General features: G+C 56.9%; 12 protein-coding genes. 5 read left to right on the top strand and 7 right to left on the bottom strand.

What is annotated here, in order from left to right; genetic code table 11:
- Positions 1 to 4: 4 nt before the first annotated feature.
- Positions 5 to 3415 carry a dermonecrotic toxin domain-containing protein gene (locus OYW20_RS02825; protein WP_268799223.1) on the bottom strand — a complete coding sequence of 1137 codons (3411 nt, stop codon included), beginning with the start codon at positions 3413 to 3415 and terminating at the stop codon, positions 5 to 7.
- A gap of 273 nt (positions 3416 to 3688) precedes the next feature.
- On the opposite strand from OYW20_RS02825, the gene OYW20_RS02820 reads away from it, so the two are divergent.
- The 3 genes from OYW20_RS02820 to selO are packed head-to-tail and all read left to right on the top strand — an operon-like array spanning position 3689 to position 10368.
- Positions 3689 to 5431 carry a potassium/proton antiporter gene (locus tag OYW20_RS02820; protein ID WP_268799222.1) on the top strand — a complete coding sequence of 581 codons (1743 nt, stop codon included), beginning with the start codon at positions 3689 to 3691 and terminating at the stop codon, positions 5429 to 5431.
- Positions 5432 to 5466: 35 nt separating this feature from the next.
- On the top strand, positions 5467 to 8856 hold the full coding sequence (mscK, locus tag OYW20_RS02815; protein WP_268801023.1) for a mechanosensitive channel MscK: 3390 nt from the start codon (positions 5467 to 5469) through the stop codon (positions 8854 to 8856).
- A gap of 48 nt (positions 8857 to 8904) precedes the next feature.
- Positions 8905 to 10368 (top strand): protein adenylyltransferase SelO, encoded by a 1464-nt coding sequence (gene selO / locus OYW20_RS02810; RefSeq protein WP_268799221.1) that lies wholly within the window; start codon positions 8905 to 8907, stop codon positions 10366 to 10368.
- Between the two features lie 28 nt (positions 10369 to 10396).
- On the opposite strand, the gene OYW20_RS02805 is transcribed toward selO, so the two are convergent.
- The 4 genes from OYW20_RS02805 to OYW20_RS02790 form a co-directional block, all read right to left on the bottom strand.
- Positions 10397 to 11284, bottom strand: a complete 888-nt coding sequence (locus OYW20_RS02805) for a hypothetical protein (RefSeq protein ID WP_268799220.1) — start codon at positions 11282 to 11284, stop codon at positions 10397 to 10399.
- A 27-nt stretch (positions 11285 to 11311) separates the two neighbouring features.
- Positions 11312 to 12139 (bottom strand): hypothetical protein, encoded by an 828-nt coding sequence (locus OYW20_RS02800; protein WP_268799219.1) that lies wholly within the window; start codon positions 12137 to 12139, stop codon positions 11312 to 11314.
- 83 nt (positions 12140 to 12222) lie between these two features.
- Positions 12223 to 12663 (bottom strand): hypothetical protein, encoded by a 441-nt coding sequence (locus OYW20_RS02795; protein WP_268799218.1) that lies wholly within the window; start codon positions 12661 to 12663, stop codon positions 12223 to 12225.
- Positions 12664 to 12909: 246 nt separating this feature from the next.
- Complete coding sequence (locus OYW20_RS02790; protein WP_268799217.1) at positions 12910 to 13608, bottom strand: aspartate/glutamate racemase family protein; 699 nt, start codon at positions 13606 to 13608, stop codon at positions 12910 to 12912.
- Positions 13609 to 13768: 160 nt separating this feature from the next.
- Here OYW20_RS02790 and trxC point away from each other — a divergent pair, with 160 nt between their 5' ends.
- A complete protein-coding gene (gene trxC, locus OYW20_RS02785; protein WP_268799216.1) occupies positions 13769 to 14203 on the top strand; it encodes a thioredoxin TrxC in 435 nt (144 codons plus the stop codon).
- A gap of 146 nt (positions 14204 to 14349) precedes the next feature.
- A complete protein-coding gene (locus OYW20_RS02780) occupies positions 14350 to 14733 on the top strand; it encodes a PAAR domain-containing protein (RefSeq protein WP_268799215.1) in 384 nt (127 codons plus the stop codon).
- Between the two features lie 19 nt (positions 14734 to 14752).
- Here the strand turns inward: OYW20_RS02780 and OYW20_RS02775 are convergent, their stop codons facing one another.
- The gene (locus OYW20_RS02775) at positions 14753 to 15529 is read right to left on the bottom strand and encodes a ParA family protein (protein WP_268799214.1); all 777 of its coding nucleotides are present in this window, start codon (positions 15527 to 15529) and stop codon (positions 14753 to 14755) included.
- 190 nt (positions 15530 to 15719) lie between these two features.
- Complete coding sequence (locus OYW20_RS02770; RefSeq protein ID WP_268799213.1) at positions 15720 to 16610, bottom strand: LysR family transcriptional regulator; 891 nt, start codon at positions 16608 to 16610, stop codon at positions 15720 to 15722.
- Positions 16611 to 16707 lie beyond the last annotated feature (97 nt).

Below are 16707 nucleotides of genomic sequence, written 5' to 3'. Positions count from 1 at the left end.
CGACTCAGCCAGGAGGCGTCACCCAGGAATTTTCCCTGCCTGCGGCTATTTTCAACCGGCGAGCGAAGGGCGCGTAAAAGTCATATGCCTTTTCAACCTGCTGCGAGTACGGCAATGACAAGACTCCGGACCTTGGTTTGATCTGCAAATCCAAGAGATCTGCATAATCAACCCGCGTTTTTTTGAGCACGTCGACAAATAAACGTGGCCCGGTCACCTCGGAGATTTTCGCCATGTAGGGATTCAATTTACCGAACGTTTGAGCTCTCAGATTCGATAGATCGCTGAGGGTGTCATATTGATTTCTGAAACGGGTATACAGCTCTTTTTGCATTTCCTGCAGGACAGGATTGCCGGGGCGGCTTGCGAAATGACTGTTGCCAGGGCCAAAGAACGCCATCGAATCCGATGTGAGTGGCTCCCCCACCATCACATCGGCTGGCCCGGCATTGAGTTCATGCCCTGAGAACGAGAGTTTGAGTACATCGTCGCAATCCATGTAGATTCCGCCGTACTCCCAAATCAGCCGATATCGCAGAACGTCTGACGCGGCGGCGAGGTTTTCACCATGACCACGCCGGAAGTAGTGAAAAGGCTCGGCAGTCTCTGGATGGGTGATGAATTCATCGAAGAACGGCTCATCCATCAGGTTCGAGATGGTCATGTTCGGAAATTCAGCGAACTGCGCCTGTAGCTGTGCCTGAGGCGTCAGACCGTTGCTGATGGCGACATCGTCAATATCGATGTGCAAAGTGAACTTCAGATCGGGGCTTATTTTCATGTTGGCTTTGATGTTGTCGATTAGCCTAGCGCTTGGTAGCTTTCGCCCAACCCACACTTGATGAATCAATCGATCAATAGCCATCTGTTTGGATGGGAAACCCGGTATGCGGGGGAATGTATAAATCTCGCTGCGTACGCCGTAGCGCAGTTTTCCCCTTACTCGCAAGAAGGCTTCTTCACTGCCTTCCCTCCACGTGCCTCTGTTATCCAGCCAGAGCAACTCAGCCGCGTTTTTCCTCCAGCACGCTAGATCCGCGTCGTACTGGACAGGCGTACCGCCTGGCACATTCTGAGCAAAACATTTCCGAGATTGTTTGCCCCACTTGTCTATGCCTGCCCTCACTTCAATTCCATCCATGGGGATCTCGATATGCACCGGGGGTTGAGCGCGAACCAGCACAATTTCGCTCGCGGGGACTTGCTGCACCGTTTCGGTCGCAGGCAGCACCTCGATGTAACTGTCGCCACCACGCAATCCGCTTCGAAGATCGATATCAGAATAAAAACCCTTCACTCTTTTGATGTAAGGGCCTTTCACACTTGGCTCGCCAAGCGAAAAGATCCGGTACTGCCCGGCAGCTTCCACACGTTCGACACAGTAGATCTTTGAATGTACCCGGGCGAAATAGCTAAAGGTGCCGCTCTCTGTGTGGCTGACCTTGAACACCGCGCCAAAACTATCGGTAGTCCATGCTCCCGAGAGGTCGAGCGGCGCGGTGTACTCAAATCGCTCAAGCGCAGCCTTGAGACCCGCGGGCAATGAACGAAGCCCCTCCGGCTCTACACCGAAGGCAGCGACGGCGTCGAAGCTGGCGTTTCGCTGGGTTTTCATTGCCAGCTTTTGCTGCTCCTCCCCAAGCAACCGGTCCTGCCGCTGGCTCGCTGATTCGCCGGCTCGTTCCAGGGCTTGCTCAGCAGATTGCGCTTGGGCCTCATGCTGTTTTGCAAGGGCGACACTGCGTTGCTCCGTGCTGCGTCGAGCGATCATCTGACCAACGTCATCTGCAGCACCGGGTGTGATTTCCTGTCCTGCACGTGCAGCTGCGCCCGCCAGCGTACTAGCAGCCACGGCGCCTTCGACAAAGGCGGGCACTGCGTTCAGTACGCCAAAGACGATTCGGCCAACACCGGTTTTCCTTTCCTCAAGCGATCTGCCCTCCACCACCTCATCGATCCCTAAACCGATGAGTGCCAGAGACATCGCGGCCAACGGCAGCCACAAATAAGGCACTGCCATGGCAATCGCGCCTGTAGCGACAATCGCGTTGGACAGCGCCATGGATGCGGCTTCCTTGCTGTAATCGGCACGACTGCGGATGAGTTGCGACCCATCGGAAACCATTCGCTCCTGCAGACTCTGCCGAAAATGGGAAAACGGCCATGGGGAAAGTGCATCACCCAAGTGGATTTCACTGGAGGGGCTCCAGGTGCCCGTAGCTTGATTCAGGAAGTGCGGGTACGCGGCCAGACCGGCCAATGTAGTCTGAATCCCGCTCTTGAAGGATCCATCAGGTCGATCTTCGATCCTGAAATGGCTCTCCAGCGCTTTGCGCCTGCGTGGACCTTTGCACTGCAGGGCAATCCAGTTCCGGAGGTCTGTCAGGTCCTTGAATCCATGCAGTGGAGAGGAGTTGCCTGGGATATACATCACCAACCTGTCAGTTTTCTCGCTCCTGATCACGATGATGTCAGTGGCCACATACCGATAAAGAATCAGCTCGCGGAAGGTGATGGTGTGAGGCAACGGAGCGTCAGCGAACGCCCTGAAAGTCAGCGTTTCCCAAGGTTGATCAGGGTCCAGGCCGACCGATTGCAGGACCAATGCTTTGTCTTCTGCGCTTAGTGAACCTTCTACGCGTTGCACATAGGCCGACTTGAGCAGTGCCGCTTTGATCAGCAGGTTGTAATTATCCCCGTGGCTTCGCCAAAATTGAGTCAATGAAGATTGGTAATGCGCCTGCAGATCGGCGTCCCATGCGAATTGTTTGAATATCTTCGGATCCAGCGCCAGATGCGTCGAGCGGTCAAAGCGCTGCGGACTGGTTTTGCGATAAATCGCTTCATACGCAAAACAGTCCCAAAGCCCCAGCGGCGTCGGGGATACGCGAACGGGGTAGCCGCCGTCTCGATAGTCACGCAGAACCGACAAGTGCTCAAGAAACTGCCCATTACCGCTTTGCTGCCAATTGCGCATCAGCGCCTCGGTCAACGTCATTGAATACGCGATGTTTGCCCGCTGCGGCTCTCGACCAACCTTGTCGATGTAGAGCGTAGTGATCAAGACCTCATCCGGGTCGAGGTCTTCGTGCAGCAGATGCTGCATGAGGAAGTCTTTGGCGTGGGCATGTGCATATTCATGCGGTGGCTCAAAAAGAACGTTCTGTGCGCCAATGAAGTCATCCAGAAGTTGCTCTCTACTCGGGACAGGACTGGCGTCTTCACGATGCACGGGCTCGATCAACCATCCGTCTTCATCCCGTTCCTCCAGATCAGGCCCTTGGGGATCGGGACCAAAATTTCCTTGGTTCCATCCTTTAACGTCTTCCTCCTTCGCAAAGGACCTCTTGTATCGTGCTAGCGGCTTTTCACCCTGGTGGTCCTGAGCCGCAACATCATCATTTATACCTTTCATCGTCGTGACATCCTGTCAGTGAGTGAGCCCCTATAGTGCCCCCTGCCTACAGCGCAATGCGGTACATATTGCTTACAACGTTCGTTCCCCCACCGTGTTGGCTATCGGTCAGACACCTGTATGACGTAAGCAACCCACACAGGGCCTGCACTGGGAGATAAGGAATTACGCTTTGACAGCCAACCAATTCAACAGGTTAAATCGATTGGCACGCTGACTGCATGGTCAGGACGTGTATGCTTTCTTCATTTGCTTTCGTCTGGAGTACCGCGCTTGGATGCGACAACCATCAACAGCCTGTTCCTGATCGGCGCGTTGCTGGTGGCTGCGAGCATCCTGGTGAGCTCGCTGTCATCGCGGCTTGGTATTCCGATTCTGGTGATCATCCTTGCCGTTGGCATGACTGCAGGCGTGGACGGCGGCGGCATAATCTTCGACAACTACCCCACTGCGTATCTGGTCGGCAACCTGGCCCTCGCGGTCATCTTGCTCGACGGAGGTCTGCGCACGCGGGTGAGCAGTTTCCGGGTAGCGTTGTGGCCGGCCCTGTCGCTGGCGACAATCGGCGTGCTGATCACCACCGGCCTGACCGGCATGATGGCCGCATGGTTATTCGACCTGAACATCATTCAAGGCTTGCTCATCGGCGCGATCGTCGGCTCGACAGACGCCGCGGCGGTCTTCTCGCTACTGGGCGGCAAGGGCCTCAACGAACGGGTAACCGCCAGCCTGGAAATCGAATCCGGCAGCAACGACCCCATGGCTGTGTTTCTCACAGTCACCCTCATCGGCATGATTTCCAGCGGCGAAACCGGACTGCACTGGGCGCTGCTGGGCCACTTGATTCAAGAGTTCGGCATTGGCGCCATCATCGGCCTGGGCGGCGGCTGGCTGATGCTGCAAATGGTCAACCGCATTCATCTGGCCAACGGGCTGTACCCGATTCTGGTAGTGGCAGGCGGTCTCTTTGTATTCGCCCTGACCAACGCTATTCATGGCAGCGGCTTCCTGGCCGTTTATCTCTGCGGCCTGGTGCTGGGCAACAAACCTATTCGCAGCCGCCACGGTATCTTGCACATGCTCGATGGCATGGCCTGGCTGGCGCAAATCGGCATGTTCCTGGTGCTGGGGCTGCTGGTGACACCACACGACCTGCTGCCAATCGCGCTGCCTGCGCTGGGTCTGGCGCTGTGGATGATTCTCGTGGCGCGGCCGCTCTCAGTGCTCGCAGGCCTGCTGCCGTTCAAGGTGTTTCACACCCGGGAAAAGGCCTTCATTGCGTGGGTCGGCCTGCGTGGCGCTGTCCCGATCATTCTTGCGGTGTTCCCGCTGATGGCCGGTTTACCGCAGGCCCAGCTGTATTTCAATCTCGCGTTCTTTATCGTCCTTGTGTCGCTGTTGGTGCAGGGCACAAGCCTGCCGTGGGTTGCCAGACTGCTGAAAGTCACGGTCCCGCCCGAGCCTGCGCCTATCTCACGCGCAGCGCTGGAAGTCCATGTCACCAGCGAGTGGGAGTTGTTCGTTTATCGCCTTGGTGCGGAAAAATGGTGTATCGGCGCAGCGCTTCGTGAGCTGAAAATGCCGGAAGGCACGCGCATCGCGGCGCTGTTTCGCGGTCAGCAACTGCTCCATCCGTCGGGTAGTACAGTGCTGGAAGTGGGCGATCTGCTCTGCGTGATCGGTCACGAACACAACCTTGCCGCACTCGGAAAGCTGTTCAGTCAGGCACCACAGCGCGGTCTGGATTTGCGTTTCTTTGGCGACTTCGTGCTCGAGGGAGACGCTCAGCTCGGGGCTGTCGCGGCGTTGTACGGTTTGAAACTCGATGGCCTGGATTCAAACATGCCGCTGAGCCAGTTCATCATTCAGAAAAACCGCGGCGCGCCGATTGTCGGTGACCAGATTGAATGGAATGGAACTATTTGGACGGTTGCGGTTATGGACGGGAACAAGATCCTCAAAGTGGGCGTCAGATTCCCCGAAGGAAGCCGCCCGGGGCCCGGGTTGTTCCTTTAAACTGCCCGCAATTCCAACTGTGTGACCCGGTGTCTATGTTCTCGCTGCGTACTTTCATTGCCTCGACCCTGCTTGGGTTTTGCCTGTCATCTTTTCCGGCGCTGGCTGCCGACAAGCCGCCACCTACACCGGAGTCGGTCCAGCAAAGCCTGGACAAGATCGCTGATCGCAAACTGCCAGACGCGGAGCAGAAAGCGCTGCAACAGGTGCTTGAGCAAACACTCACGTTTCTGACCAGCCAGAAAGACAACCAGAAAAAACTCGAAGCCCTGAAGCGTCAGTTGGCCGACGCGCCGAAGCAGACTACCGATAATCAGAAACAGCTGGCCACGCTGAAAGGTATTCGGCTCATTCCGATCGCCCAGCGCTACGCCAATCTGGACGTGCCGGCGCTGGAGCAGATGCTCAGCCAGCGAAGCACCCAACAGGCTGATCTGCAAAGCGCGCTGAACGACGCCAACAGCCTGACCATCACCGCCCAGACCCGGCCAGAACGCGCGCAAGCCGAAATCAGCGCCAGCCAGACGCGTATCCAGCAGATCAGCGCCACGCTCAAGTCGGGTAAAGACGCGGGCAAGACCATCAGCGCCGACCAGCGCAATGAGCTGAACGCCGAACTGGCCTCGATCAATTCGCTGATCGCCTTGCGCCGTCAGGAGCTTGCCGGCAACAGCCAATTGCAGGACCTGGGCGGCAGTCAACGCGACTTGCTGACGGAGAAGGTCACGCGTCAGGAGCAGGAAATTCAGGACCTGCAAACCCTGATCAACGACAAGCGCCGCGCACAATCCCAGGAAACCGTAACGCAGCTGTCGATTGAAGCGCAGAAAGCCGGTGGCAGCAGCCTGCTCGCCACCGAAAGCGCGGCCAACCTCAAGCTGTCCGATTATCTGCTGCGCGGCACCGACCGGCTCAACGAGCTCACCCAGCAGAACCTCAAGACCAAGACACAGCTGGACGCGACCACCCAGACCGATCAGGCGCTGGATGAACAGATCAACGTGCTCAGTGGCAGCCTGCTGTTATCGAAAATTCTCTATAAACAGAAACAGGCGCTGCCCCACCTGAAGCTCGACAGCGGACTGGCAGACGAAATCGCTGATATTCGTCTGTATCAGTTTGAGGTCAACCAGCAACGCGAACAGATGAGCAGCCCAAGCGCCTATGTCGAAACCCTCCTGGCGACGCAAAAGCCCGAAGACATCACGCCCGCACTGCGAAAAACCCTGTTGGACCTGGCTACCACTCGCAGCGACCTGCTGGAGCGCCTGAACCGTGAGCTGAGTTCGCTGCTCAATGAATCCATCACCTTGCAGCTCAATCAAAAACAACTGGTCAGCACCGCGACAAGCCTGCGCGAGACGCTGGACGAGCAGATGTTCTGGATTCCCAGCAACAAGCCGCTGGATATCGAGTGGTTCGAGCGCGTCCCTGCACGCTTGATGAAGCAGGTCACCACGCTGCCATGGACATCAAGCATCAGCGAACTGTCGGACGGCCTGACCCAGCGCCCGTATATCTTCCTGCCGCTGCTGTTGGTGATTGGCGTGCTGATGTGGAAGCGCAAAGCGCTGTACGACAAGCTCAATCGCCTGCACGCCGACATCGGCCACTTCAAGCGCGACCGGCAGTGGCAAACGCCACTGGCTATCTTTATCAATGTCCTGCTCGCCACACCATTTTCGCTGGCGATGGCGCTGTGTGCGTACGCGCTGCAAATCGATGCACGCGGGCAAAACGTCAACCTCGGCGCGGCTCTGTTGCAAATCGCCCTGGCGTGGCTGGTGTTCTACACCGCTTACCGCATCCTCGCGCCGGGCGGCGTGGCGCAATTGCATTTCCGCTGGGAAAAGCCCCAGGTTGAATTTCTGCGCGGCTGGATCCGGCGTCTGGGGCTGGTCGTCCTCGCGCTGGTGACAGTGGTTGCCGTTGCAGAACATGAACCTGCGGCGTTGGCCGACGATGTCATCGGTATCGCAGTCGTCCTGACTTGTTACGCGATGATGACCTGGTTGCTGTCACGCCTGCTGTTGACCAGCCCGACCCACCACAACGCCTCGCTGTTCCGCCGCGCACTGGGTCTGGCGTTTACGGCACTGCCGGTGGCGCTGTTTCTGGCAGTGTGTTTCGGCTACTACTACACCGCCCTGAAGCTCAGCGATCGACTGATCGACACCCTGTATCTGGTGATGTTGTGGCTGGTGATTGAAGCCGCGTTCGTGCGCGGTCTCAGCGTGGCGGCACGGCGCCTGGCCTATCAGCGTGCCTTGAGCAAACGCCAGGCAGCGAAGGAATCGGGCGATGGCGAAGGCGCGCTCATTGAAGAGCCCACGCTGGACATCGAACAGGTCAACCAACAATCGCTGCGCCTGATTCGTCTGGCCTTGCTGGCAGGTTTCATCGGCGCGCTCTACTGGGTGTGGGCCGACCTGATCACGGTGTTCTCGTACCTCGACAACATCACCCTGTACGAATACACCAGTGGCACCGGCGCTACGATGAGCATGGTCCCAATCAGCCTGGGCGACTTGATCGGCGCACTGGTGATCATCGGTATCACCTTTGTGCTGGCGGGCAACTTGCCAGGCCTGCTGGAAGTGCTGGTGCTGTCGCGTCTGAATCTGGCGCAAGGCAGTGCTTACGCGACCACCACATTGCTGTCATACACCATCGCCGGCGTGGGCTTCGTTTCTACCTTGTCGGCCTTGGGCGTCAGCTGGGACAAGCTGCAGTGGCTAGTGGCAGCGCTGTCGGTGGGTCTGGGTTTCGGGATGCAGGAGATTTTTGCGAACTTCATCTCCGGCATCATGATTCTGTTTGAGCGCCCTGTGCGTATCGGCGACACCATCACCATCGGCAACCTGTCCGGAACGGTCAGCAAGATCCGTATCCGGGCCACGACCATTACAGATTTCGACCGCAAGGACATCATTGTCCCGAACAAGACCTTCATCACCGGACAACTGATCAACTGGTCGCTGACCGACACCATTACCCGGGTGACATTGAAACTGGGCGTCGATTACGGTTCGGACCTGGATCTGGTGCGCAACCTGCTGCTCAAGGCCGCACGGGATAACCCCAGAGTGTTGAAAGAACCCGAGCCTATCGTGTACTTCCTGAGCTTCGGCGAAAGCACGCTGGATCACGAACTGCGCATGCACGTTCGCGACCTGGGCGACCGCAACCCGGTGCTCGACGAGATCAATCGCTACATCAACAAAGAATTCAAGGCGCAGCACATCAACATCTCGTTCCGGCAGATGGAGGTGTATCTCAAGAACATGCAGGGCCAGGAATACAAGATGGTGCCCATTGAGCAGGAAGCGAAAACCATCGCCCCCCCTCCAAGCGTGCCCGCCGCGCCCAAAGATGTACCCGAGCCGCCGCAAGCACCTGAGCCGCCCGAAGCCAAACTCGACTGACCGGGGAAATCCCAGCAGAATGCTCGGACATTCTGCTGGAGGCATCCCTTGAAAGCCCTCGACGAACTGACCTTCGACAACCGCTTCGCCCGCCTCGGCGATGCGTTTTCCACCTCCGTCCTGCCTGAACCCATCGCCGCGCCCCGCCTTGTCGTGGCGAGCGATGCCGCGCTGGCGTTGCTGGATCTGGACCGCGAGCAAGCGCAAACCCCTGTCTTCGCCGAGTTGTTCAGTGGCCATAAGCTGTGGGCTGAGGCCGATCCGAGGGCGATGGTGTACTCAGGTCATCAGTTCGGCTCCTACAACCCACGCCTGGGCGATGGCCGCGGGCTGCTGCTGGGCGAGGTTTACAACGATGCCGGCGAGCATTGGGATTTACACCTCAAGGGCGCCGGGCAGACGCCTTACTCGCGCATGGGCGACGGGCGTGCAGTGCTGCGTTCATCCATTCGCGAATTTCTGGCTTCAGAGGCGCTGCATGCGCTGGGTATCCCAAGCAGTCGTGCGGCCTGCGTCATTGGTTCGACGACCCCGGTCTGGCGAGAAACCCAAGAGCGCGCAGCGATGGTGCTGCGTCTGGCGAAGAGTCATATTCGCTTCGGCAGCTTTGAGTACTTCTTCTACACCAAGCAGCCGGAAGAACTGAAACAGCTGGCCGATCACGTTCTGGCGCTGCATTACCCGCAAGCGCTGGAAACGGAAGAGCCGCATCTGGCGATGTTCACCGAAATCGTCGAACGCAATGCCGAGTTGATCGCCAAATGGCAGGCGTATGGCTTCTGTCATGGGGTGATGAACACCGACAACATGTCGATTCTGGGCATCACGTTCGACTTTGGGCCGTTCGCCTTTCTTGACGATTTCGACCAGAAATTCATCTGCAACCACTCCGATCATGAAGGGCGTTATTCCTTCAGCAATCAGGTGCCCATTGCGCAGTGGAACCTCAGCGCGCTGGCGCAGGCGCTCACGCCCTTCATCACCGTGGAGGCGCTGCGCGAGGCAATCGGACTGTTCCTGCCGCTGTATCAGGCGCACTACCTGGATTTGATGCGACGCCGGTTAGGGCTGACAACCGCCGAAGACGGCGACAGCGAACTCGTTTCGCGGCTGCTGCAATTGATGCAAAACAGCGGGGTTGATTACACGTTGTTTTTCCGGCGCCTGGGCGATCAGCCCGCGGAGATCGCCGTCAGCCACCTGCGTGATGACTTCGTCGATCTGGCGGGTTTAGACGCTTGGGCAGCATCCTACAAGGCGCGTGTTGCTCGCGAAGATACTGGTGACGAAGCAGAGCGACGTGCACGCATGCACGCGGTCAATCCGCTGTACATCCTGCGCAACTACCTCGCTCAACGCGCCATTGAGGCCGCCGAGCAAGGCGACTACCAGGAAGTTCGCCGGCTGCACGAGGTGTTGTGCAATCCCTTCGAGGAACAGCCCGGCATGGAAAGCTACGCGCAGCGTCCGCCCGATTGGGGCAAGCATCTGGAGATCAGTTGCTCGTCGTGAGCGCGGCTTGAAACGCTGAAGCCCATTCTCATGAAGGACGTTTGCGCGTCGGCTCATCAACCAACTTTTCAAAGGCCGCTTCAGCCGCGATTGCAGACGTGCGAGCCGAGAACTTTTGGTTGTGGGACGGGTGCAGCGGGTCATTGCTTCGAGGCCGATCGGGCAACGTGATGCCTGCCAGCACTTCGTATAAGTTGATCGTGCGCCGCGCCACCTCACGTTCTGGCATGCCAGGACCGAAGTGCTCGTTGTAGATGCGGTCCTCCAGAACAGCGACAGTGGCTTTCGGGTAGCTAAGGGCCTTCTCGATGGCCGGCAAGGATTTGTAGTGGTCAAGCACATCAGCGAAGAACTGCGGCGACCTGCCGATTCTCGCTTGCTCAGCGTTGCCCCGCTCGACCGTCTCCTGACGCCATCGCTGTTCGAGGTCGCCGATTCCCTCGTAAGCCGCACGCCGTTCGTTAAGCGTGAAATTGCCTTTATCGTCGTAGGCAATCAATGTCAGCTCATCGCGTGAAAGACGCTCGAACGGGTTACGCGCTCCTGTGTCCCCAGCCACCAGACGCGTGATGTAATCCGTCGCGTTGCGCGCCCGACTCACTGATTCGTGATCATCGTTCACAGGTATTTCCCGCGCACGGCTCGCGTCGTTCAACTCTTTGTTATTACCTGAAAACTTGTCTACCTGTTGCAGCGCAAACGCGTTCAACTCTTCATAGCTCATCGTCTTTTCACGCAGCTCGGCACGCATTGCACTGCCGCCTAGTTGACGGGCGAACGTTGAGAAGGCCGCGTTATCGGACTTATCGACTACTGCTGTAGTTTTATCGGCGCGATTCTGGGTTGAAGTGTCGGCTTCAGCTTCAGTGAGACGACGGGGAGCAGATAAAGCAGATGCTGAAATATTAGTGATCATCTAGGTTTCATCCTTGAATCAGGAGTATCAGGAAGCGGTAGTAGAGCCAGCGCCCGCGGGATTAGTAATAACAGGAGACTTTTCACCCTCTTCGCCCTCTCCTATTTTTTTGCGCTTGAGCATGATTGCCAATATTTCAAAAAGGGTCAGCAGTTTGGGCTCTCGCGTTTTAATGGGATTATTAGCCTGATCAATGTGAGCCTGTGTTTTAGCGACGTAGTCGTCAGGGTACTGAACTTGCTCTATTAGCGGGAGGGCGTTGTAGTGAGCAATAACTTCTGCGTAGAACCTGGGTGTTTGACCGGCGTTATTGGCGGACTCAATTTTTGCGTCTCGCATTAATTGCTGCCTCCATTGCCACTCGTATTGGTTAACCCCTATAAAAGCAGCACGCCGTTCATTTATTGTGTAAGAGCCACTTTCATCGTACACAATCAAGTTCAACAGCTCTCTGGAAAGCCCCGCAAATGGGCTGATAACGCCCCGATCATGCTGCTCGTGCCGCACAACGTATTCAGTGGCGAGCCTTGCTCGTTCCAAAAGCACATCGTCGTCAGTTACAGGGGACACGGCATTGTGTGACTCTTTGTTCGCCTGATAAGCATCACCGGATATCTGGTCCAGAAGCCTCTCAGCCTCTCTGCCAAGCTCGCGGCGATCAAGATTTTCATGCCTGGCACCAGCAAGTGCAGCACTTTCACCCAGCTGCCGGGCGAGTGATGATATTTTTAGCCTACCCAACGCCGGATCAATTGATAATGTTTGTTTTGGCTGGACGACGACTACAGGATTTTCACTACTGACTACAGCTGAGACACTGATGAAGGCACCACCATTTTGAATACTGCTAATCATATGTGACCCCCTTACCGCAAGGCGAACAGCCCGAAACGCATCTCTCTTAAACAAGAGAGCGATTCAGGCTATTCCGCAGCTGATTATCGCATTGTAAACTCGACAGCCCAGGCGTGCGTTGCAACATTGGCGGACGTTACTTTCACGTCACATCTTGCACCGCCGCTGGCTTCAGCGCTTTTATTCCACTTCGGGGGAACTCCACGGCCCGGTAGTTTTACGTAGCTGGTTTTAAACTTACATACCTTTGAACCCATTCTGTACTGAAACGATGCAGTAGTGACATCAGGAGAGAGCGAACCGGCCACACTATATGTATCGAACGCTCCCGCATTCACCTTTGGCAAAGGTTTAGGCTTCGCTTCAGAATAGCTGTAAGCACTACTCCTCGCGACATCATAAACAGCATCCATATTCCCTTTATTGTTGAAAACAATCTGAACCGGCGGCCCCGCTTGCGCCATATTGATGTTTGAAAATGCAGACACAGCTATGAAGCTGGCCGTACAGCATTTAATATTCATTGAAGAACTCTTGTTTGCTAATAGAAATCCTAAGTCTTCACAAAATACAAATCGCCCGACACTGCTGAAGCGTTGCTAGCGCGCAAAAGAATTGACCACCTTCAGATGTATAGGAAGTAAACACGGGCTTGGTGAAAGACTTACCATGGAAAAAAGGTTATGCCCAACACCGGATACGCGCAACTATCCGAAAGAGCAGTGCTTTCGGATAGTTCGCGGCGGATTCAAGGCTGAATCGCCAGCCCCTCAGATATCACTCAGCAACCAGCCCAACCCCATCGCAACATGCTCTTGTGTGCTGTCCACCAGGGGCAGAGGGCTGTCGACGCCTTCCAGCAACAGGCCAATTTCTGTGCAGCCCAGAATGGCCGCGTCGGCGCCCTGATCACGCAGGGTTTCAAGCACGCCCAGATAGAAATCTCGGGCGGGCCGAAGAAACTCGCCGCGGCACAGCTCTGCAAAGATGATCCGGTCGATTTCGGTCATATCGTCAGCGTTCGGCAACAACGTCTGAATGCCGAAGCGCTCGGCCAGGCGACGTGTGTAGAAGTCTCCCTGCATGGTGAAGCGTGTGCCCAGCAATGCAGCCTTGGAAACGCCGCGCTGACGCAAGGCGTGGCCAACTGCATCGCCGATGTGCAACAGCGGGATGCTGACCGCCGACTCAATGGCGCCAGCGACTTTGTGCATCGTATTGGTTGCCAGCAACAACGCGCCTGCACCCGCACGCTGCAGCCCGCGTGCAGCGTCGGCGAGTTGCTCGCCAGCCCGGTCCCATTCACCGGCCTTCTGCAGTGCCGCAATCGCAGCGAAGTCCACCGAGTGCAGCAGAATGGGCGCTGAATGCAGACCGCCCAAACTGTCTCGCACGCCCTCATTCAGCCATTTGTAATAAGTCGCGGTGGATTCCCAACTCATGCCGCCTAATACGCCGAGGGTTTGCATGCCGCTCTCCGTGTCTCAATCAGGTTTGAAGGCTAGGCGCATCCTTCGGCAACGGACAGAGACAGACGCGCCTTAACAGGCCGATACAGTCAGTACCTCTGTTGATAAAGGCCGAAGACGCCACCATCTAAACGCCATAGCCATGAATGGAACCTATGCCATGTCAGAACCTGTGATGATTCCCTGTCCGCATTGCAACGGGCTGAACCGAATACCCGCCGATCGCCTTGGCGACCAACCCAAGTGCGGGCGCTGTAAAGAGCAGGTGTTGCCGGGCACGGCGTTCAAGCTCACTCAAGGCGAATACGCCAGTCAGATCAAAGGCGACCTGCCGTTGTTGGTGGATGTGTGGGCCGAATGGTGTGGGCCGTGCAAATCCTTTGCGCCGACTTTCGAGCAGGCCGCAGCGCAATTGTCCGGGCGATGCCGGTTGGCCAAACTGGACAGCGAAGCCAATCCGCAACTGTCGGCGCAGCTCGGCATTCGTTCGATTCCGAGCCTGATCCTGTTTAAAAATGGCCGCGAAGTCGCGCGACAAAGCGGGGCCATGCCGCTTCAGCAACTGATCGCATGGCTGGGAAGTCAAGGCATCTGAAATATGCGAAGTCATCCGAAGCAACCGTGTGCGGGCGCCGTTCGCCAAATGTTGTAGGAGCGGTCTGAAAGCCACTCCATAGGCCATCACCAGTCTGTTTAGCGTCTAAGGTTTGTTCTTCGCAGACAATCCAGGAGCAGGCAGCGATGACGTTCGTAGTCAGGGAAGGCGATTTAACGAGTACCGGTGGTTTCGTGCTTAAAGCATCTGGCCGACAGGTGTGTGATGAGCGTCGGCTGGCGCGTATGGGGGATCCGGTGTGGTGCGCCGCGTGCCAGCGCGTCGGATTTATCGCACAAGGCAACCCAACCTATATCGATGACCTCGTCGCCGTTGCCACCCACGGGCATACCGTGCGCTGCGACTGCCCCGCCGACAACCACCGGCTGATCTCAAGCCAGAAAACGGTGACAGCCGACATGCAAGCCACCATCTCGATCCCGCGCGAGCTTGCGAAAACCGCGCAAAAACTCGCCAGAAAAATGACCAACGCCATCAGTGCGGGCTCGCTGCAACTCGAACGCGGCTGATACAGGGCGCGAGCTGACCTCAGGCCGCGTTGTTTTCCAGATACTGATGCAGCTCCATGAATTGCTGCGTCAGTTTATGGCGGGGATCAAGATGAATGAGCGGCGTATTAGCCTGATGCGACTCACGCATTTTGACTGAGCTGTTGAGGTAGACCGGCAGCACCGGCAGCCCTTCGGCAATCAACTCGTCCAGTATCTGCTGCGGCAGGCTGGCACGGGGCTGGAACTGGTTAACGATGATGCCTTCTACTTCAAGCGCCTCGTTGTGGTCTTCTTTGAGCTCTTCTATTTCCTTTAACAAGCCGTAGAGCGCCTGCCGGGAGAAGCTGTCGCAGTCAAAAGGGATCAACACCTTGTCGGCCGCGATCAATGCCGAAACCGCGTAGAAATTAAGCGCTGGAGGCGTGTCGATGTAGATTCTTTCGTAATCCTCATCCAGCTCGTCCAGCAGTTTGCGCAGCTTGTTTATCTTGTGTTTCGCCTCAAGCTTTGGCTGCAGGTCGGCCAGCTCGGCGGAGGCCGTCACCACATGCAGGTTGTCGAAGGGCGTTTCGTAGATATCGACCTTGTTCTTTTTGGCAAAAGGTCCGGAAGACAGCGTTTGCTTGAAGAAGTCGGCAATCCCCATCGGAATGTCGTTACCGGTGAGCCCCGTCAGGTACTGAGTGGAATTTGCCTGCGCATCAAGGTCGATCAATAACGTCCGATAGCCCTCAAAAGCGCTGACGGCTGCCAAATTGCAGGCGATGCTCGATTTACCGACGCCACCCTTCTGATTGAAAACCACTCGCCGCATGTACGACCCCTTGGTTGCTGAGTGCTGGTAAGGCCGCATATGGCCGATGAAGGGTATCGAGTCTATGCAATACACATGACGAGGGCGAGTCCTGGTAACCATTCAGACAATCCCTTCGGAATCTCCTGACTTAAAACAACACTTTAACCGCTACCGGCAACGAGCCAGCGAAGAAAGCTCGATACCTCTTTCATCCCGCCTTGCGCGTCACCAGCTCGATAAATGCTTTGGCCATCGGAGATTTCTGGTCTCTGCGCTGCACCAGCCACACCGCTGAGGTGGCATCAGCGTCAAGCACGGTCCGATACACCACTCCGTCGATCCGCATTCGCTGGTAAGACGCCGGCAACACCGTGACCCCCAACCCTGCCGCGACCAATCCGATGATAGTCATGGCCTCGCCCGCTTCCTGCGTGATCAAAGGGCTGAATCCGGCCGCCCTCGCCAGGTCAATCAATTGCGCATACAAACCGCTGCCGTAGCTGCGCGGGAAAAACACGAAGGGCTCGGTGGCCAGCGCGCTCAGGTACAGGCCCTTTTCGCTGCCGGCCGCCAGCGGGTGATCCGACCGGATCACCGCCACCAGAGGCTCGCGCAGGAGTTCAAATGCCACCAACGAATCAGGCAGTGGCAGCGGGCGCATGATGCCCACTTGCATTGCTTGCTCCTCAAGGCGCTCGGCGACCTCTTTGCTGCTCATCTCCTGCAACGCCAGGTGAACCGATGGAAATGCCTGGCGGAAGGCGAAAATCGCCTGAGGGATGCTAGAGGTGAACGGCGCCGAGGCCGTAAAGCCGATTTTCAGCTCGCCTATCTCACCCAACTGCGCGCGGCGCGCCACATCAGAAGCCTTGTGCACCTGAGCGAGGACCAGTCGTGCTTCATCGAGAAACAGCCTGCCGGCCTCGCTGAGCTCGACCCTACGATTGGTGCGTTCAAGCAACCGTGCGCCCAGCTCTTGCTCGAGTGCCTGGATCTGCTGGCTCAAGGGCGGTTGCGATATGCCGAGCAATTGCGCGGCCCGCCCGAAATGTAACTCTTCGGCAACCGCAATGAAGTACCGCAAATGACGTAATTCCACGCTCACCCCATCAGGTCGTAAAACCTATCAAACAGGTCGAACAATATATTGGAAAGAATCATTAGCCAGCGATATTCTTTTTCCCTCAAATGCTCAG

It is taken from the genome of Pseudomonas sp. BSw22131, from assembly GCF_026810445.1.
Taxonomy (GTDB): Bacteria; Pseudomonadota; Gammaproteobacteria; order Pseudomonadales; family Pseudomonadaceae; genus Aquipseudomonas; species Aquipseudomonas huanghezhanensis.
Note: the sequence above shows the minus strand (reverse complement) of the source record. Positions and strands in the feature narration are given on the sequence as shown.